Source organism: Nocardia salmonicida (genome assembly GCF_036142455.1).
In the GTDB taxonomy this organism is placed as follows: domain Bacteria; phylum Actinomycetota; class Actinomycetes; order Mycobacteriales; family Mycobacteriaceae; genus Nocardia; species Nocardia salmonicida.
In genome coordinates this window covers 3,032,938-3,051,039 of the sequence record NZ_CP108014.1, presented here as the reverse complement: position 1 = coordinate 3,051,039, position 18,102 = coordinate 3,032,938, and the positions used below count along the sequence as shown (strand labels likewise).

Here is an 18,102-nt window from a genome sequence, read left to right as displayed (position 1 = left end):
AACATGAGTCTCGAATTCCTCTGGTACATCCCCAATCAGGTCACGCCCGGCCACCGCGGCGAGCCTGTAGCCGCCGACCACAACAGTCTGGACACCCTGACCACGCAGGCGAAGGCGCTGGAGGCGCACGGTTGGAAGGGCGCGCTGCTCGGCACCGGCTGGGGCCGACCCGACACCCTCACCGTCGCTGCCGCGCTGGCGGCCAGGACCGAGTCCTTCGAGCCGCTCATCGCGATCCGTCCCGGCTATTGGCGCCCGGCGAACTTCGCCTCCGCCGCGGCTACGCTCGATCATCTCTCCGGTGGCCGGGTTCGGGTGAACATCGTCTCCGGCAAGGACGATCTGGTCGCCTACGGCGACAGCGAGGGCGACCAGGCCGACCGCTACGCCCGTACCAAGGAGTTCCTCCAGCTCGTCCGCAAGCTGTGGACCGAGGAGAACGTCACCTACCGCGGCGAGCACTTCCAGGTCACCGACTCCACGGTGGTGCCCCGTATCGAGCAGCGCGGCGATCGCCGTCATCCGACGCTGTACTTCGGCGGCGCCTCCGAGGCGGCGGAACGGGTCGCCGCGACCGAGGCCGATGTGCAGTTGTTCTGGGGTGAGCCGCTGGAAGGGGTGCGTGAGCGCATCGAACGGTTGCGCGCGTTGAGCGCCGAACTGGGCCGTGAACACGCACCACTCGAATTCGGCTTACGCATCACGACTTTCGTCCGTGATACCACTGAGCAGGCGTGGGCGGACGCGGAGGCGAAGGTCGCGCAGATGGCGAAGAACAGCCAGGGCGCGTCGAATCCGCACCGCCGCACCGCTGTCGGCCAACAGCGACTGCTCGACCTCGCCGCGCGCGGCGAGGTGCTCGACGACAATCTCTACACCGCGCCGGGCAAATACGGCGGCGGCGGCGCGGGCACCACCTGGTTGGTCGGCTCCGCCGAGGATGTCGCCAAGTCGCTACGCAAGTACCGCGATCTCGGCATCACCCACTTCGTGCTGTCCGACACCCCGTACCTGCGCGAGATCGAGCGCCAGGGTTCCCAGCTGCTGCCGTTGCTCGGGGAGTGAGTGCCACCCCTGTCCTGACCGTCGACCCGGTGCGCAGTCGACGGTTCCGGCTCATCGCGGTCTTCGCGGTGACCCAGACCGTCGGCTACGGGGCGATGATCCAGGCGTTCACCGTGCTGCTGGTCCCGATGTCGCAGGCACTGGCGGTCTCACGCACCGAAATCGCCGCCGCCGCCACCATATCCACGCTGATCGGGGCGTTGGCCGCAGTGCCGGTGGGCAATCTGCTCGACCGCTACGGTGGGCGGGCTTTGATGACGGCGGGCTCGGCGCTCGGCGTCGGCGCGGTTCTGCTGTGGTCGCAGGCGCAGAGCCTGGCCCAGCTGTACGCGGCGTTCACGCTGATCGGGTTGGCACTGGCCACTTCCACCTATGAGGCCGCGTTCGCCGTTCTCGTGGTGGCCACCGAACCGGAACACCGGGATTCGGCGATCGTCGCGGTGACCACGGTCGTCGGACTGGCCACCAGCCTGTACTACTTCTTCGCGGGCTGGCTCGAGACGCAACTCGGCTGGCGCACAACACTGGTGGTGCTGGCGATCGGTTTCGCGGTGATCGTGGTGCCCACGCACCTGTGGGCGGTGCCGGGGCGGGCGGCGCACACCAGCCGGGTCGCGCAACGCACAGGCGTTCGCCTCGGTGACGCGCTCCGTGACCGCAAATTCTGGCTGCTGGTGGTCTCTTTCGTCGCCCAGAGCGGGTCCACCTCGGCCTTCCTGCTGATGATGGTCACCTACTTCCGCGACATCGGCTATTCGCCCGTGTCCGCCGCCGCCCTCCCGATCGCCGTCGGCGTCACCCAGATCGCCGCCCGCCTGGCGCTGGCCCCCTTGGCTCGCCGTTTCGGGATGACCAGCGTGACAGGGGTTTCCTTCGCTCTCCAAGGGGCGGGATTGCTGGCTCTGCCGCTGGCAGGCACCTCACTGCCACTCACCCTGGCCTGCATCGTCGCCTTCAGTACCGGCTACGGCACCAGCGTGATCGCCCGGCCCTCCATCGTCGCCGACAGCTTCGGCGTCCCCCAGTTCGCCGGCATCCTCGCGGTGATGACGGTCCCGATCGCGCTGTCGCGTGCGGGCGCCCCCTTGGCCGCCACCTGGCTCGGTGACTGGCGATTCCTGGTAGTCATCGGGTTCGCCGCCCTCCTTGCCGCTGTCGCGCTGATCCCGCTGTCGCGCACACCGCCGGTCGACCACCCGCCGGTCCCGACCCAGGACGCGGTCACCGGGCCCAACTGCGGCGCGACCCCGTAACGGACAGCAGTAAAACGGCCGCCCCGCTCGGAAGGCGAGCGGGGCGGCCGTTGGAGTGCGGTGATTACGCGGGCAGGCTTTCCGCCGCGCGGTCCGCTGGGAAGGGAAGACCGAAGCGCGCGCGCAATGTCGGTGCGGAGTAGTCCTTGTGGAACAGACCACGCTCTTGGAGGATCGGTACCACCAGGGTCGCGAAATTCTCCAGGTCGACGGCGGTCTCGGCGGGCATGATGGTGAAGCCGTCGGCGGTGCCCGCCTCGAACCAGGAAGCGAGATCGTCGGCGACCTGTTCGGCCGAACCGACCAGGAGGCGGTGGCCGGAGCCGCCGGCGCCCTGCTGGATCAACTCGCGCGGAGTGCGCGGTCCCTCGGCGATGAGCGCGCGGGTGGAGATGCTGAACCCGGTCGAGAACGCACCGGCCGGAACGGTGTCGGGAAGATCGTCGACGCTGATCGGATCATCGGGACCGAAGGAGTCCGCGGGCAGGCCGAGGTTACCCAGCAATGCGGTGGTGAGCCGCTCGATCGGCAGCAGATCGTAGAGCTCCTGCTCGCGCCGACGCGCCTGCTCCTCAGTCGACGCGACCAGCACCACCACGCCGAGCGAGATCTTCACATCATCGCGATGACGACCGGCCGCGGCCGCGCGCTGCCGAATGTCATTGCGGAACGCGACCGCCTTGGCCTTGGTCTGGGCGACGGTGAACACGACATCGGCGAAGTCACCCGCCAACTTGAGCCCGCCCTCGGACCCGCCGGCCTGCACGACCACCGGTCGACCCTGCGGGCCCGGAGCCACCGGCAGCGGCCCGGCGACCGAGAAGAACTCGCCCTCGTGATCGATGCGATGGATCTTGTCGGTGTCGGCGTAGCGACCGGTCGACTTGTCCGCGATCAGCCAGTCCGGCTCCCAGCTGTCCCACAGCCGGGTGACCACGTCGAGGAATTCCCAGGCCCGCCGGTACCTGGTCTCCTTCTCCGGATGATCGGTCAGACCGAAATTCGCTGCGGCAGCCGGTGTTCCGGTGGTCACGATATTGACCGCCGCCCGCCCCTTCGTCACGTGATCGAGCGCCTGGAACCGCCGCGCGAGGTTGTAGGGGGAGTTGTAGGTGGTCGACGAGGTGATCACCACACCGAGGTGCTCGGTCACCGCGGCGACGCTGCCGAGCAGGACGAGCGGGTCGATCCCGGTGCCGGGCGCCTCCTCGATCTCCCCGCGCAGGGCGGGGCCGTCGCCGAGAAAGACCGCGTCGATCTTGGCGGCCTCGGCGATCTTGGCCAGGCGCTGGAAGTAGTCGATGTCGAGGTAGGCGAGCGGGTCGGCATGATCGAGTCGCCACGCCTGACGGAAGTGTCCCGGTGTCATCAGGGACAGGTTCAAATGGAATCCGGACATGGTTGGTGCCTTCTGATGCGATCGGTGAGGCAGGAAACGCCGATGACGTGAGCGGTCTCGGCCACGTCATCGGCGTCGTGTTCGGGCAGGAATCAGAGCTTCAGGCCGGTGCCGTGGACACCGTGCTCCTCGATGAGGGCGAGTTCGTCGGCGGTGAAGTCGGGGAAGTTCAGCGCGGCGGTGTTGTGGTCGAGCTGGGCCACCGAACTCGCTCCGATCAATGCCGAGGTGACCTCGGGACGGCGCAGCACCCACTGCAACGCCAGCTGGGCCAGTGACTGCCCGCGCGCGGCGGCGATCTTGTTCAGCTCGGCGGTGCGCTGCCGGTAGGTCTCGTCGATGACATCGGGGGACAGGAACGTGCTGTTCTGCGCGCGAGCACCCTCGGGGATGGTCTCGAGGTACTTGTCGGTGAGCAACCCCTGGGCCAGCGGCGAGTAGACGATCACGCCGAACCCGTCCTGGGTCGCGGTGTCGAGCAGACCGTTCTGCTCGGGGCGGCGATCGTAGATCGAGTAGCGGGCCTGGTGGATCAGCAGCGGGACACCGGCGGCGCGCAGTTGCTCGGCGATCTCGTGGGTACGGTCGGGTAGGTAGTTGGAGATGCCGACGTAGAGCGCCTTGCCCTGCTGTACCGCGCTGACCAGAGCGCCCACGGTCTCCTCCAGCGGGGTGTCGAGGTCGGGGCTGTGGTGGTAGAAGACATCGACGTAGTCGGTGCCGAGATCGCGCAGGCTGTGCTCGAGGGAGTTCAGGATCGACTTGCGCGAGCCGCCGCGCAGGTACGGGCTCGGCCCGATCGCGTTGCCCGCCTTGGTGGACAGCACGATCTCGTCGCGGTACGGCGCGAGGTCCTTGGCGAGCACCCGGCCGAAGTTCTTCTGCGCGGCGCGGTGCGGCGGACCGTAGCGGTCGGCGTTGTCGAAGTGGGTGATGCCCAGATCGAAGGCGTGCAGGATGATCTCGCGCTGGGTGGCGAAGGCGTAGTCGGTGCCGAACTTCTGCCACAGCCCGAAGGAGAAGGCGGGCAGGTCGAGGCCCGAGGCACCGGTGCGCCGGTACGGGACCTTCTCGTAGCGGTCTTCCGCGGCGGTGTAGGTGCGGTCGAAGGGGCCGTAGCTCATCAGGTTGGATCTCTCTACTCGGTGGTTCAGAACAGACCGGTGGTCGGGGGTTGTTCGCCCGTCAAGTGAAACGCGCCTGCGACGGATTGCTTCCACTGGCGGGGGTTGTGATTGGCGGCGGTCCTGGCATTGCGCCAGTGCCGGTCGAAGCCGAGGGCACGGTCGGTGATCGACCCGCCACCCACGTCGAAGACGAGTTCGGCTGCGGCGAGCGCCGATTCGATGGCGATCACGCCCGCCTGGGCCACCTCGACCGCCGCCGCCGCACCCGCGGCTCTGGCATCGTCGCCGGTGCGCCCGCGCACGCCCTCGAGGGTTTCGGCGGCCAGCAGAACCACCGCTCGCGCCGCCTGGGCACGGGCGGCGATCTCGCCGACGGTCTGGCGGACATAGGGATCGTCGAGGCTGCTGGTCGCGGTGCTGTGTTTGATCGGGCGGGCCTTCTCCCGCACGTAGGCGACGGCGTCGTCACGGGCGCGCGCGGCGATGCCCGCCTGCACCGCGGCCAGATACAGCTGGGCGTAGGAGCCCTGCCATGGATTGTCGGGCTCGGTCTCCGGTGCCGGGGTGATCTCGTCGGCGCTCACCCGTACCCCGGTGAAGCGGGTGGTCCCACTGGCGGTGAGGCGCTGGCCGACGGCGTCGAAGTCGTCGAGCCGTTGCACCCCCGCGCGATCCACCGGCACGGTGAACCGCAGCACGGTCCCGTCCTCGGTCTGTGCCTGCGTGGAGAACCAGTTCGCGTACAGCCCACCGGTCGAGTAGTACTTCTCGCCGTCGACCACCCAGTCCGCGCCGTCACGGCGGGCGGTCGCGTTGACCTGCCCGCTGGCACCGCCCGTTCTTTCATTGCTGGTACCTGTGAACAGGTCCCGGTCGCGTAGCCGTCGCAGCGTCTGCTCCCGGTGCGGCAGGTCGGGTCTGCCCGCCACCTGGTTCGCGGTCAGAAAGCTGCTCCGCAATGCCTGCGCCACACTGGAATCGGCCCGCGCGATCTCGATCACGAGGTCGGTGACCTCGCGCAGCGACCCGCCCGCCCCGCCCTCCGCGGCGGCGATTCCGGTCAGGGCAATCCCTGTCTCGGCGAGCGCGCGCACCTGTGGGAAGGCGTAATCGCGGTCGATCTCGCGTTGCCGCGCCGTCTCGGCGAGCTGCCGCAGGATCGGCGCCGCGGCGGCTCTGATGCCCGCCACCGTGAGCGGGTAGTCGGGCCTTGCCGGTACTGCATCGGTCGCGCCGGGTTCGAACAGGGGCGCCGACTGGTCGACGGCGGTCATCGCGCGCCGCTCGGCGCGGCATCGGCTGCCGTGGTCGCCTCGCCCTTCGTCGCGACGACGGTGGCGTCCGGGGTGACCACAGAGGGACGCTGCCGGTAGTAGCCCGGTACCGGCGCGTTGCCGTTGACAACGAAGTCGCCGAGCACGCGCGGTTTGTAGATGACCGGGTTGTGCGAGGCGAGGGTGCGGGCATTGCGCCAATGCCGGTCCAGATGGACGCTGTTGCGGATCGCGGACGATCCGCCTGCGTCGAAAGCCCTTGTCGCGGCATCGAGTACGGCCTCGATCACCGCGATCTGCGCGGCGGAGGTATCGAGGTAAGCGCGGATGTAGGCGGCCTCGTCCCCGGCGGCGTGCGCGGCCTCGAGCTGCTCGGCGGCATGCCGAAGCAGGGTTTCGGCGGTGAGCCTGCGGGCTTCGAGCAGGCCGATCACCGACAGGATGTCGGGATCTTCGGTGGCGTGCTGGGTGAGCGCGTGCAGGCTGGTGCGGGTGCGACCGCGCACGATCTCCGCCGTCTCGGCGACGATGCTGCGCGCGATCCCGGTCAGATTCGCCAGGTGCACGATCTGGACGAAGGAATCCAGTCCGCGCAAGGTTTCCTTGAACCGGCCGATTTCACCGTGCTCCTCGACCGGCACATCCTCGAAATAGGTAGTGCCGCTGCCGGTTTGACGCTGACCGATGCCGTCCCAGTCGTCGGCGTGGGTGACGCCGGGGTGCCGGGCCGGGATCACCACGAAACCACGGGTGCCCTCGTCGTCGACCACGGCCGCGCGGATGTAGTCGGCGAATCGCGCGCCCGTCGAGTAGAACTTGGTGCCCGAGACCACGCGCACGCCGTCCTCGCCCACCCGGGCGCGCGTGGTGGTCACGCCCCAGCCTGCGGATTCGCCCACCGCTTCGGCGACCAGCGCCGAGGGCTCGGACTGCGCGTTGCCGAACACCGCGCCCGCACCGACCGCCCGGAACCAGTGCTCGCGCACCACCGGATCGGTTTCGGCGCGCAGGATCTCGGTGGTGGTGAAATGTCCGCGCCAGATCTGCGGAATATTGGAATCCGCCTGTCCCGCCTCGGCCAGCAGCCCGAACAGCGTCGGCAGGTCGACGTCGAAACCGCCGTACTCCACCGGCACCCGCAACTGGCCGAAGCCCGCGTCGGCCAGCGCCTGGATCAGCGCGTCGGGGTGCTCGAAGGCGAGGTCGCGCTCGCCCGTGCCGGGCACGAACTCGGCCAGGATGGACCGGATGCGGGGGAGCGCCTCGGCCAGGGTGGCGGGCGCGATGGTGGTGGTCATGACAGTCCTCCGATGAGGTCGCGGCCGGCGATCGCGTCGAGCAGACGCACGGTGTAATCGTCGGCGGGAGAGGAGAAGACCTGGTCTACGGTGCCTTGTTCGACGATGCGGCCTTCGCGCATCACCGCGACGCGATCGGAGATCGCGCGCACCACGGCCAGGTCGTGAGAGATGAAGACGTAGGTGAGCCCGCGTTCCTCCTGCAGGCCGCGCAGCAGGTCGAGGATCTGCGCCGCGACCGAGACGTCCAGCGCCGAGATGGGCTCGTCGAGCACGATCACCTTCGGCGCGAGCACCAGCGCGCGAGCGATGGCCACCCGCTGACGTTGCCCGCCCGACAATTCGCGAGGATGCCGGTCGACGAAATCGGCAGGCAGGGCGGCGGCCTCGAGCGCGGCCACCACCCGGTCCCGATTCGGCCTGCCGCGGCGCAGCCCACGGCGCGGCTCGAACGAGCGCAGCGGCTCGTCGACCACGTCGTAGACGTCGAAGCGCGGATCGAACGAGGAATACGGGTTCTGGTACACGATCTGCACGTCGCGGCGCAGTGGACGGAACTCCCGGCGGCTGAGCCGGGTGATGTCGGTGCCGAGCAGCGCGACCCGACCCGAGTCCGCTTCGGTGAGCCCGGTCAGCACCCGCGCCGTCGTCGACTTCCCGCTGCCGGATTCGCCCACGATGGAATAGGTTTCGCCGCGTCGTACCCGGAACGAGATGCCGTCCACAGCGGGTACGCCGCCGTAGTCCTTGCGCAGCTCGTCGACCTCGATGACCGTCTCGGTGCCGACCGCGACCGGTGTGCGCTCGCGTACCCACGGCCGCCGCGACGGCACGCTGTCGAGCAGCCGCCGGGTGTAGGGGTGTCGCGGATCGGCGACCAGTTGCGCCGTCGGCCCGAATTCGACCAACTCGCCCTGGCGCAGCACCCCGATCAGATCGGAGCGATCGGCGGCCACGCCGAGATCGTGGGTCACCAGCACCACGCTGGTCCCCGTGCGCAGCCGGACTTCGTCGAGGAGGTCGAGCACCTGTTTCTGCACCGTGGCGTCCAGCGCCGAGGTCGGCTCGTCGGCGATGATCAGATCCGGTTCGGCCGCGACCGCGGCGGCGATGAGCACCCGCTGGCGCATACCGCCCGAGAGTTCGTGCGGGTACTGGCGATAGCGGCGCTCGACATCGGTGAAGCCGACCAGCTCGAACAGTTCGTGCACGCGTTCGCGGCGAGCGTCGGCATCGAGCTCGGTGTGCAGCCGCAGCACATCCTCGACCTGGTGTCCGACCCGGCGCACCGGGTCGAGCGAGACGGTCGGATCCTGGGGGATCAGGCTGATCGCACGCCCCCGGATCGAGCGCCACCCTTTCGCGCTCAGCTCGGTGAGGACCTGGTCGCGAAAGGTGATGGTGCCGCCGGTGACCTCGCCGTTGCCGGGCAGCAGCCCGAGGACGGCGTGGGCGGTGGTGGTCTTGCCCGAACCGGATTCGCCGACCAGCGCCAGCACGGTGCCGGGCGGGACGTCGAAGGAGACGTCGCGCACCACCGGGGAGACCCGGTCGTCCACCCGGTAACCCACGCGCAGGTTCGCTACGCGCAGCACCGGCCGCACATCGACTTCTTGTGTAGACGTAGCTATTTCGTGGACGACGCTCATGCGGAGCCCCTCCTGGAGAGATGGCGGGACAGGTGATTGGTCGCCAGCACCATCACCACGATGGTGAGCCCCGGCCACAGCGTCAGCCAGCCGCGCGTGGCGATGTAGTTGCGCCCGTCGGAGACCAGCCGACCCCATTCCGGGTCCGGCGGCTGCGCACCGAGCCCGAGGAAGCTCAGCGAGGCGATCCAGATGATCGCGATGCCGAACTGCACGGTGACCAGCGAGACGGTCGGCGCGATCGAATTGGGGATCACGTGTCGTAGGAGAATCGCGCCGGTCGAGGCCCCGCTGGTGGTGGCCGCCTCGACGTAGGTGCTGGTGCGGGCCTTGACCACCTCCGAGCGGATGAGCCGGGCGAAGGTCGCCGACGAGGTGAGCCCGACCGCGATCCCCGCCTGCCACACTCCGAAACCGAGCAGCACCACGATGGTGATCGCCAGCAGGAAGCCAGGAATCGACAGCACTACGTCGATGAGCCGCATCACCGCGCTGTCGGGGAACCCGGCGAACCAGCCCGCCACCGCGCCGAGCAGCGAGCCGACGAGTACACCGACACCGACGGCGATCGCCGAACCCAAGAGCGAGGCCCGCGCGCCGTAGACGATGCGCGCGTAGAGGTCCCGGCCGAGCTGATCGGTGCCGAACCAGTGTTCGCCCGAGGGTGGCTCGAGCTTCTGGGCCGGATTCACCGCGAGCGGGTCGTAACCGGTGAACAGCTGCGGCACGATCGCCCATGCCAGGATGGTGACGACCACCAGCAATGCCAGCGCGACCGTCCAGTGTCGACGAGTCCATCGCAGCGCGTACCGTGCTCGGCGCGCCGAGGCGGCCGAATCGAGTTGTGCTGGAAGGCCTTCGAGTTTTTCGAGTGTCGTCATGGCATCGCCACCTCGGCAGGCAGCCGACGCGGCACCGCCGCGACGACCGGAACGGAGACGGTGGCCTGCTTGCGTACGGCCGACCGCGACCGGGTGACCCGGTGCGTGCGCCCGTCCACCAGCACCTGCGGATCGATGAACGGATAAGCCAGGTCCACCGCGAGATTCACCAGCACATAGGCCACCGTCGAGAGCAACACCACGCCCTGCACCACCGGCAGGTCCTGGGTATCGACCGCGCCGACGGTGAGTTGCCCGATGCCCTGACGCGCGTACACCGACTCGGTCACCACCGCGCCCGCGATGAGCTCACCGAAGGCCAGCCCGAGCAGCGTGAGCACCGGAAGCGACGAATTGCGCAGCACGTCCTTGCGGAAGATGTAGCCCTCGCTCGCGCCCCTGGCCGCCACCACGTGCACGAACGGTCGCTGCCGGGTCGTGCGCACCGAGGTGGCGAACACCTGTGCCAGCGGCGCGGCCACGATCAGCCCCAGTGTCGCGGCGGGTGCGATGAGCGCGAGCACCGTGCCGTTGTCGACCGAGGGGATCAGGTGCCAGCGGAACGAAAGATATTGCAGGACCAGCACACCGACGACGAAGGTGGGAACCGAGGCGAACAGCGCGGGCGCGGAATCGAAGACGCCGCGCAGCCACGCCCACGGCGCGTAGTTGGCCGCCACGGCGACAACGGCGGCGAACACCAGCCCGAACACCAAGCCGAGCCCGGTCAGCGTCAGCGTGGAGGGCAGCGCCTCGGTGACAGCCTGCGTCACCGGCCTCCCCGAGGTGAGCGAGAAGCCGAGGTCACCGTGCAACAGTGCCCACAGCGCGTGCAGGTACTGCTCCCAGACCGGCCGGTCGAGCCCGTAGAATTCGAGCATCAACCGGCCCGCCTCCGGCGTGATCTGCGCTTCCGGGTCCTGGATCCGGTTGTTCACCGAATCTCCCGGCAGCGCGCTGAGCAAGACGAACGACAGGGTGTAGGCGGCCCAGAGGACCAGTACCGCTTGGACCAGCCGCCGCAAGACGTAGTTGCGCATCGTCGGCCCCTACCCGGTGATCCAGGTGTCGTAGAGCCAGGTGCGGGCCGTGGACTCGGTGGTGAAACCGTGCACGGTCGGCGCGAGGCCGAACACCTGGGTCTCGTCGTAGAGCGGAATGGCGTAGCCCTCGCCGAACACCCGGTCCTCGACGGCCTGGATGGCTCTGGTGCGGGCGGCCGGGTCGAACTCGAAGGCCTGCGCGCGCACCAATTCGTCGAGCGTCGCGTCCGGCACGGGTGCGAAGAACTCGTTCTGCGCGGTGCTGTCGAACGCGGTGCGCAGCACGTCGGCCTCGGCGCGCGAAGTCTGGCCCTGCACCAGCGCCCAGTTGTCGGGACGGGAATTGCGGATCGACTCGTATTCGGTCTGCGACACGGTGTGGATCACCAGATCGACGCCCGCCTTCTTCCACTGGGACTGCAGCAGTTCCAGCACCGGCTGCGACACCTGGTAGAACGGTGCCACCCACACCTCGAACTGCAGGCGCTTGCCGTCCTTGGCCCGGATGCCGTCGCCACCCCTCTTCCAGTCAGCTCCCTCGAGCAGCGAGTTGGCCTTGTTCAGGTCATAACCCAGGTACTTGCTCGCGTCGCCGCGGTTGGGAGTGCCCTCGACCAGGATGCTGTTCGGGATCGGGTAGCTCGGCGAGAGGACCGTCTCGTTGATCTCCTTGCGATCGGTGGCTGCCTGCAATGCCAGTCGCACCTGCTTGTCCACGATCGGCCCGGTCGAATCCAGTTGCGCCGAAAGCTTGTTGGTCTGCCCCTGCACCGCGAACGCCTCGATCCGGCCACCGTTGGCGGTCACCGTTTCCTCGTCATAAGGGCTGATGTTGCGCGCGATGTGCGCCTCACCCGACTGCAGCGCGCCGACCCGGGTCCCGGCCTCCGGCACGGTCTTGAAGACCACCCGCTCCAGGTAGGCCTTGCCCTGATGGCCCGATCCCGCCGGAGCCCAGTTGTAGTCCTCGCGCCGCTTCAGGGTGATGCCGGTGTTGCCGGTGACAGACTCCACCACGAACGGACCGGACCCGATCCAGTTCTTGGCCTGACTCTGCCCGTTGAGATCTCGCTCCAGGAACTGCTTTGCCAGAATGGACCCGGCCCGGTAGAACGAAGCCACCTGTAGGAAACCGGCATTGGGCTTGGTGAACGCCACCTCGACGGTCAGCGGGTCGATCACAGTCGAGGCCCGGTAGTCGGAGAAGAACCGGTCCGGCGGAATGCCGAGCGCCTTGTCGCCGAGAGCGTGCTGGTCGTAATTCGCTTTCACGACCGCCGCATCGAGCGCGTCACCGTTGCTGAACGTGACTCCCTCGCGCAGGCGGAAGGTGTACTTCAGCTTGTCGGGGCTGACCTCCCACGACTTGGCCAGCCATGGCTTGATCTCCCCGGTCTCGGGATCCTGCCAGGTCAGGCGCTCCGCGAGGTTGTTGGCGACCTGACTGTTGGACCAGATCGAGTTCACCGGCGTCCACGCCGCGTACTCGATGGGATCGTAGAAGTTCAGCGTGCCACCGAACACCGGGTCGCCTGCCGCCTCGCTCTGCGACGACGGCCCACCACACGCGGCCAGCACGGTGGCGAGGGCGATGGCCGCGGTACCGGTGGCCAGAAGTCGACGGAATCGAATATTCCTCATGTGGTCGTGGGTCTTTCGTCGGAGCGGACTGTGTTGCTTACACTCCGGAGGTTAAGTCCGCGACCGTCACATTCCGCGATTTCGGATCGCCAAGAATGCCTACACCATTATTGAAGTTTCGCTTCACGATCGGGTGGCGGGCCCGATTCACTAAAACTGAACAAATCACGAAGTGCAACTTGGTTGTTCGCGGACTTGTCGTTGTGCAGACTTCGCGAAATGTCATCGAAAAGATTCTCCGCGGCGACGGTGCTCGTGGCCGTCGCCCTCGTCGCCTCCGTGCTGACGGGCTGCGCTGCCTCGGGTAACCGGGTCGCTGGCAGCGACGAAGCGGGCCCGCCGGTCGCCGGTGGGACCCTGCGTTTCGCCGTCCTCGACGCACCCGCCAACCTCGACCCGCATTCGGGCAGCTCGTATCCGGAGTCGCTCATCACCAGTAACATCACCGACAAATTGACCTACCAGAATCCCGAAACCGGGGCCATCGAACCGTGGCTGGCCAAATCCTGGGAGATCAACCCGGAACTGACCGAATTCACCTTCCGGCTCCGCGACGACGTCACCTTCACCGACGGTTCGAAATTCACCGCCGATTCGGTGAAAGAGAATTTCGACCTGCTCGGATTCGGTGACAAGGCGCTGGGCATCGTGCCGGTGACCGCGTACTGGGTCGGCTACATCAGCACCACCGTGCTCGACCCGACGACGGTCAAGGTCGTCTTCAATCGGCCGAATGCCGGTTTCCTCCAAGCGCTTTCGCTGTACTTCTCCGGCATCGTCGGTCACTCGACCCTGCAGCTGACCAAAGAGCAGCGCTCGCTGGCGCAGAATCTGGTGACCACCGGTCCGTTCGTCGTCGCCGAGCATGTCTACCAGCAGAAAACGGTGCTGAAGAAGCGTCCCGGATACAACTGGGCGCCCGCGAGCCGCAAACACAACGGCGAGGCATACCTCGATGCCGTGGAGATCTCGGTGATTCCCGAGGCCGCGGTCCGCACCGGTGCGTTGCGCGCGGGTCAGGTCGACGCGATCCTCGACGTCAACAACACCGACGAGGCGCCGCTGAAAGCCGAGGGCTACCGGATCGTTGCGCAGCTGATCCCCGGGCGCGATATCTCCTTCGACCTCAAGACCGACCGATTCCCGACCGACGACCGTGCCGTGCGGGAGGCCGTGAAGCTGGGCTGGAACCGCGACGCGCTCGCCAAGACGGTGCTCACCTCGAGCTACAAGGTGTCGAGCTCGGTGATCTCCTCGCGCGTGCCCGGCCACGTCGACTTCTCCGCGGAACTGAAGCAGGACCGGGCCAAGGCCGAACAGATCCTCGAATCGGCGGGCTGGAAGAAGGGCTCCGACGGCATCCGGGTGGACGCGCAGGGCCGTCGACTCGAACTCGCCCTGCTCGGCATCAACAACCTGGTCAACAACAAGCCCGCCTACGAGCTGATCCAACAGGATCTGCGCAAGATCGGCATCGACCTGAAACTCGACGTGCTGCCGATCCCGGACTACACCGCCGCCGCCACTCAGCAGAAACGCTGGAACATCCAGGTGGCCAACCAGAGTCGCGCCGATGTGGCGGTGCTCGAGCAGGTGTACTCGCCGCAGTACACCAACTCCTCGAAGCTGGCGCCGGAGAACCCGATCTACCAGCAGGCGATCGACAAGCTCAGTGCGGTGAGCAAGACCCTCGACCCGGGCAAGCGCGCCGAGGCCGCCGAGGCGGCACAGCGGTTCCTGCTCGTGGACCAGGTGCTCACGGTGCCGGTGTACAACCCGGCGCAGGTGACCGCGGCGTCCCCTCGGGTGCACAACGTGGGCTATGAAGCGCAGTCGCGCAACGTCTTCTACGACACCTGGATCGAGCCGAGGTAACCGATGTCGCGCTATGTGCTCGCCAAACTGGGACAGGCGGTGTTCGTGGTGTGGGGCGCCTACACCCTCACCTTCGTGCTGCTGTTCGTGCTGCCCTACGACGCGGTCGACTTCCTGTTCGACCCGTCGCAGGGCGACTTGATCTCCGAGGAGGACAAACAGAACTCGCGGGAGTACTTCGGCTTGGACCAGCAGCTGGTCGGGCAGTACACGCACCGGCTGTTCGCCGCGCTGACCGGCGACTTCGGGGTCTCGACCCGCACCGGTGAGCAGGTGTGGCCGCTGATTGTGTCGGTCCTGCCGCACACTGCCCTGCTGGCGGGCGCCGCGCTGGTCCTCGCCGTCGCGCTGGCTTTCGCCATCGCCGCCACCGCGGGCTACACCCGCACCACATGGGTTGCCGACCTGGTCGCGACCCTGCCCGCGGCGGGGGTGTCGGTGCCGGTGTTCCTGGTGGGACTCGCACTGTTGCAGGTGTTCTCGTTCCAGCTGGGCTGGTTCCCGCCGATCGGCAACGAAGGCTTCGGCGCGCTGGTGTTGCCCGCGGTGACGCTGGCGATTCCGGTGTCGGCGCCGATCGCGCAGCTGCTGATCAAGAACTTCGACGCCGAACTGCACGCCGGGTACGTCACGGTGTCGGTGGCCAAGGGCGCGACGCGGCTGTGGGTGTTGGTGCGGGAGGTGTTGAAGAACGCCGCCCTGCCCGCGCTCACGATCGCCGGTGTCACCTTCGGCAATCTGCTCGCCGGCGCGGTGATCGTCGAAACTGTGTTCTCCCGTGCGGGATTGGGCCGATTGACCGAAACGGCGGTGCGCACCCAGGATGTGCCGCTGGTGCAGGCGGTGGTGGTGTTCGCCGCGCTGGTGTTCGTCACGGTGAACTTCCTCGTCGATCTCGTCTATCCGCTGGCGGATCCGCGGCTGCGGTCCCGTGTGCGAGCAAGGACCTCCGCATGACCGTCCTCGACAACGACATCCGCACCGCACCGACGGTTCCCGATCGCGTGCGCACCGTAATCGCGGTGATCACCGCCGCGCCGGGGCTGACCCTGGCGTGGCTGGTGATCGCCACCGTGCTCGCCTGGGCGCTCGTCCCGTCCCTGTTCACGAAGTACTCACCCTTGGAGGGGGATTCGGACGCCAGCTTCAGCGCGCCGAGTCTGGAGCACCTGTTCGGCACCGATCGCCTCGGCCGTGATCTGCTCGCCCGCACCATCTACGGCACCTCGACCACGCTCACCGCGACCCTGCTCGCGGTGGCCCTGGGGTTCGTGATCGGATCGGCGATCGGTCTGCTCAGCGGGTTCCTCGGTGGCCGGGTCGACGCGGTGATCATGCGCTTCGTCGACGTACTGCTGGCCATCCCGAGCCTGCTGCTGGCCATGACCGTGGTCACCGCGCTGGGCTACGGCACAGTGAATATCGCTGTCGCCGTCGGTATCTCGGCCGTGGCGGCGTTCGCGCGGGTGATGCGCTCGGAGGTGCTCAAGGTCGCGGGCACCGACTACGTCGAGGCCGCCTACGGCTCCGGGGCCGGTTTCGGACGGGTCGTGGTGCGGCACGTGCTGCCGAACTCGGTCTCGGCGGTGCTGTCACTGGCCGCGCTCGAATGCGGCACGGCGGTGCTGGCCGTGGCGGCGCTGGGCTTCCTCGGCTACGGCGCACCGCCGCCGGACCCGGAATGGGGCCTCGCGGTCTCCGAGGGCAGGGACTTTCTGGCCACCTACCCGTGGATTTCGCTGCTGCCCGGCATCGTGATCGCCGTGGTCGTGCTGTCCACCAATCGAATCGGGCGAGCATTGGGAGAGAAGCGATGAGCGAGAAGGAAACCCTGCTACGGATCGAGGACCTGTCCGTGCGCTACCGTGCCCGCGGCGCGGACGGGCAGGCCGCGGTCGACGGTGTGTCGCTGACGGTGGGCCGGGGCGAATTCGTCTCGATCGTGGGCGAATCCGGGTCGGGCAAGAGCACCACCATCCATGCCGCGCTGCATCTGTTGCCCGCGTCGGCGCGGGTCGAGGCCACGGCGCTGGCATTGAACGGGCACGACACCGCGTCCTGGAACGACCGAAAACTCGCCCGATTGCGCGGCCCGTTCGTCGGTTTCGTGCCCCAGGACCCCGGCACCTCGCTGAACCCGGTCAAACGGGTCGGCACCCAGGTGCTCGAGGCATTGCGGCTGCACCGGCGCGTCGAATCCGGCCCGGGGCGCGAACTCGCGGTGGCGAAACTGGCCACGGCGGGATTGCGCGAGCCGGAACGGGTGTACCGGCAGTACCCGCACGAACTGTCTGGCGGCATGAAACAGCGGGTCCTCATCGCCATCGCGCTGGCCAACGACCCCGCGCTGCTGGTGGCCGACGAGCCGACCTCGGCCCTGGACGTCACCGTGCAGAAGGTGATCCTCGACCACCTCGCCCACCTGCGCGACACCCTCGGCCTCGGCGTCCTGCTGGTCACCCACGACCTGGGCGTGGCCGCCGAACGCTCCGACCGCCTGATCGTGATGCAACACGGCCGCATCGTCGAGGAGGGCCCAGCCGGTCGCATCCTGGCCGACCCCAGACACGACTACACCCGCCGACTGGTCGCGGCGGCACCCACCCAGCACAGCACCCGTCTGACGAGCACCGAACCCCGTCTCGAACCACGTGGCCCATCCGCCGGCGGTCCGGCGTCGGTTCCCGCAGGATCGGCTTCGTCGACAGGGACCGGATCGTCGGCCGTGCGTGCGCGGTCGGCACCGACAGCCATCAGCTCCTCGCCGGGGCGGGCGACGCCTGTGCCGAAAGCGACCAGGCCGCTGCTCGAGGTCCGGGAACTGACCAAGACCTTCGCGCACGGTGGCGTGCGCGCGGTCGACAACGTCTCCCTGGCCGTCCGTGCGGGAACAACGCACGCGCTGGTGGGGGAATCGGGGGCGGGCAAGTCGACCGTCGCCCGGATCGCGGCGGGGTTCACCTCACTGGACTCGGGTCAGGTGTGGTTCGACGGTGCCCGCATCGACGGGCTCTCGCGCGGGAAGCTTCGTCCGATCCGTCGCGAGATCCAATTCGTCTACCAGAACCCGTATTCGTCGCTCGACCCGAAGTTCACCGTGGAGCAGATCATCGCCGAACCGCTCGTCGCGCTCGGCCTGCTCCCGCGTGGACCGCGACGCCGCGATCGGGTGCGCGAACTGCTCGACGAGGTAGCCCTGTCGCGAGAACACTTGGCGCGCAAGCCGGCCGAACTCTCGGGTGGTCAGCGTCAACGCGTCGCGGTGGCCCGCGCGCTCGCCGCCGGGCCGCGAGTTCTCGTCCTCGACGAGGCGGTTTCGGCCCTCGATGTCTCGGTGCAGGCGCAGATCCTGCGTTTGCTGGTCGATCTCCAGCACCAGCAGGGCCTGACGTACTTGTTCATCACCCACGACCTGGGTGTGGTGCGGCTGGTCGCCGACGAGGTGACGGTGATGCGCGCGGGAGCGGTGGTCGAATCCGGTTCTGTCACCGGCGTTTTCGAGAATCCCACTCAGGACTACACCCGACGACTGCTCGACGCGGTACCGGTCGGTACGGGCACGCCCGTCGCCGTCGCTGCCGTGGTGGCGTGATCGGC

General features: G+C 68.1%; 14 protein-coding genes. 6 read left to right on the top strand and 8 right to left on the bottom strand.

Features of this window, described 5'->3' with window-relative positions; genetic code table 11:
• Nucleotides 1-3 precede the first annotated feature (3 nt).
• A complete protein-coding gene (locus OHS03_RS14475; protein WP_328663245.1) occupies nt 4-1,065 on the top strand; it encodes an LLM class flavin-dependent oxidoreductase in 1,062 nt (353 codons plus the stop codon).
• The gene (locus OHS03_RS14470; RefSeq protein WP_328663242.1) at nt 1,062-2,318 is read left to right on the top strand and encodes an MFS transporter; all 1,257 of its coding nucleotides are present in this window, start codon (nt 1,062-1,064) and stop codon (nt 2,316-2,318) included. The genes OHS03_RS14475 and OHS03_RS14470 overlap by 4 nt, the downstream gene beginning before the upstream one ends.
• A gap of 64 nt (nt 2,319-2,382) precedes the next feature.
• Here the strand turns inward: OHS03_RS14470 and OHS03_RS14465 are convergent, their stop codons facing one another.
• The 8 genes from OHS03_RS14465 to OHS03_RS14430 form a co-directional block, all read right to left on the bottom strand.
• Nucleotides 2,383-3,717: an NtaA/DmoA family FMN-dependent monooxygenase gene (locus OHS03_RS14465; RefSeq protein WP_328663240.1), complete on the bottom strand. Its 1,335-nt coding sequence runs from the start codon at nt 3,715-3,717 to the stop codon at nt 2,383-2,385.
• Between the two features lie 92 nt (nt 3,718-3,809).
• Nucleotides 3,810-4,841: an aldo/keto reductase gene (locus OHS03_RS14460; RefSeq protein ID WP_328663238.1), complete on the bottom strand. Its 1,032-nt coding sequence runs from the start codon at nt 4,839-4,841 to the stop codon at nt 3,810-3,812.
• 26 nt (nt 4,842-4,867) lie between these two features.
• Nucleotides 4,868-6,118, bottom strand: a complete 1,251-nt coding sequence (locus OHS03_RS14455) for an acyl-CoA dehydrogenase family protein (RefSeq protein ID WP_328663237.1) — start codon at nt 6,116-6,118, stop codon at nt 4,868-4,870.
• Nucleotides 6,115-7,416: an acyl-CoA dehydrogenase family protein gene (locus tag OHS03_RS14450; RefSeq protein WP_328663236.1), complete on the bottom strand. Its 1,302-nt coding sequence runs from the start codon at nt 7,414-7,416 to the stop codon at nt 6,115-6,117. Before OHS03_RS14450 ends, OHS03_RS14455 begins: the two co-directional genes overlap by 4 nt.
• Nucleotides 7,413-9,065 carry a dipeptide ABC transporter ATP-binding protein gene (locus tag OHS03_RS14445; protein ID WP_328663235.1) on the bottom strand — a complete coding sequence of 551 codons (1,653 nt, stop codon included), beginning with the start codon at nt 9,063-9,065 and terminating at the stop codon, nt 7,413-7,415. Before OHS03_RS14445 ends, OHS03_RS14450 begins: the two co-directional genes overlap by 4 nt.
• Nucleotides 9,062-9,946 carry an ABC transporter permease gene (locus tag OHS03_RS14440; RefSeq protein ID WP_328663234.1) on the bottom strand — a complete coding sequence of 295 codons (885 nt, stop codon included), beginning with the start codon at nt 9,944-9,946 and terminating at the stop codon, nt 9,062-9,064. The genes OHS03_RS14445 and OHS03_RS14440 overlap by 4 nt, the downstream gene beginning before the upstream one ends.
• Entirely contained in the window at nt 9,943-10,986 is a 1,044-nt protein-coding gene (locus tag OHS03_RS14435) for an ABC transporter permease (RefSeq protein ID WP_328663232.1), read from the bottom strand. The genes OHS03_RS14440 and OHS03_RS14435 overlap by 4 nt, the downstream gene beginning before the upstream one ends.
• 9 nt (nt 10,987-10,995) lie before the next feature.
• The gene (locus OHS03_RS14430) at nt 10,996-12,630 is read right to left on the bottom strand and encodes an ABC transporter substrate-binding protein (protein WP_328663230.1); all 1,635 of its coding nucleotides are present in this window, start codon (nt 12,628-12,630) and stop codon (nt 10,996-10,998) included.
• Between the two features lie 219 nt (nt 12,631-12,849).
• Between OHS03_RS14430 and OHS03_RS14425 the strand changes: the two genes are divergently transcribed.
• The 4 genes from OHS03_RS14425 to OHS03_RS14410 are packed head-to-tail and all read left to right on the top strand — an operon-like array spanning nt 12,850 to nt 18,097.
• The gene (locus OHS03_RS14425) at nt 12,850-14,505 is read left to right on the top strand and encodes an ABC transporter substrate-binding protein (RefSeq protein WP_328663228.1); all 1,656 of its coding nucleotides are present in this window, start codon (nt 12,850-12,852) and stop codon (nt 14,503-14,505) included.
• A 3-nt stretch (nt 14,506-14,508) separates the two neighbouring features.
• A complete protein-coding gene (locus OHS03_RS14420; RefSeq protein ID WP_328663226.1) occupies nt 14,509-15,462 on the top strand; it encodes an ABC transporter permease in 954 nt (317 codons plus the stop codon).
• Nucleotides 15,459-16,322, top strand: coding sequence for an ABC transporter permease (locus OHS03_RS14415; protein WP_328663225.1), 864 nt, complete (start codon nt 15,459-15,461; stop codon nt 16,320-16,322). The genes OHS03_RS14420 and OHS03_RS14415 overlap by 4 nt, the downstream gene beginning before the upstream one ends.
• Nucleotides 16,319-18,097 (top strand): dipeptide ABC transporter ATP-binding protein, encoded by a 1,779-nt coding sequence (locus OHS03_RS14410; protein WP_328663223.1) that lies wholly within the window; start codon nt 16,319-16,321, stop codon nt 18,095-18,097. Before OHS03_RS14415 ends, OHS03_RS14410 begins: the two co-directional genes overlap by 4 nt.
• Nucleotides 18,098-18,102 lie beyond the last annotated feature (5 nt).

Coding starts and splice junctions, on each gene's coding strand:
- OHS03_RS14460 (WP_328663238.1), bottom strand. CDS start 4,841: ATGAGCTACGGCCCCTTCGACCGCACCTACACCGCCGCGGAAGACCGC.
- OHS03_RS14410 (WP_328663223.1), top strand. CDS start 16,319: ATGAGCGAGAAGGAAACCCTGCTACGGATCGAGGACCTGTCCGTGCGC.
- OHS03_RS14455 (WP_328663237.1), bottom strand. CDS start 6,118: ATGACCGCCGTCGACCAGTCGGCGCCCCTGTTCGAACCCGGCGCGACC.
- OHS03_RS14420 (WP_328663226.1), top strand. CDS start 14,509: ATGTCGCGCTATGTGCTCGCCAAACTGGGACAGGCGGTGTTCGTGGTG.
- OHS03_RS14465 (WP_328663240.1), bottom strand. CDS start 3,717: ATGTCCGGATTCCATTTGAACCTGTCCCTGATGACACCGGGACACTTC.
- OHS03_RS14435 (WP_328663232.1), bottom strand. CDS start 10,986: ATGCGCAACTACGTCTTGCGGCGGCTGGTCCAAGCGGTACTGGTCCTC.
- OHS03_RS14430 (WP_328663230.1), bottom strand. CDS start 12,630: ATGAGGAATATTCGATTCCGTCGACTTCTGGCCACCGGTACCGCGGCC.
- OHS03_RS14475 (WP_328663245.1), top strand. CDS start 4: ATGAGTCTCGAATTCCTCTGGTACATCCCCAATCAGGTCACGCCCGGC.
- OHS03_RS14415 (WP_328663225.1), top strand. CDS start 15,459: ATGACCGTCCTCGACAACGACATCCGCACCGCACCGACGGTTCCCGAT.
- OHS03_RS14440 (WP_328663234.1), bottom strand. CDS start 9,946: ATGACGACACTCGAAAAACTCGAAGGCCTTCCAGCACAACTCGATTCG.
- OHS03_RS14450 (WP_328663236.1), bottom strand. CDS start 7,416: ATGACCACCACCATCGCGCCCGCCACCCTGGCCGAGGCGCTCCCCCGC.
- OHS03_RS14445 (WP_328663235.1), bottom strand. CDS start 9,065: ATGAGCGTCGTCCACGAAATAGCTACGTCTACACAAGAAGTCGATGTG.
- OHS03_RS14425 (WP_328663228.1), top strand. CDS start 12,850: ATGTCATCGAAAAGATTCTCCGCGGCGACGGTGCTCGTGGCCGTCGCC.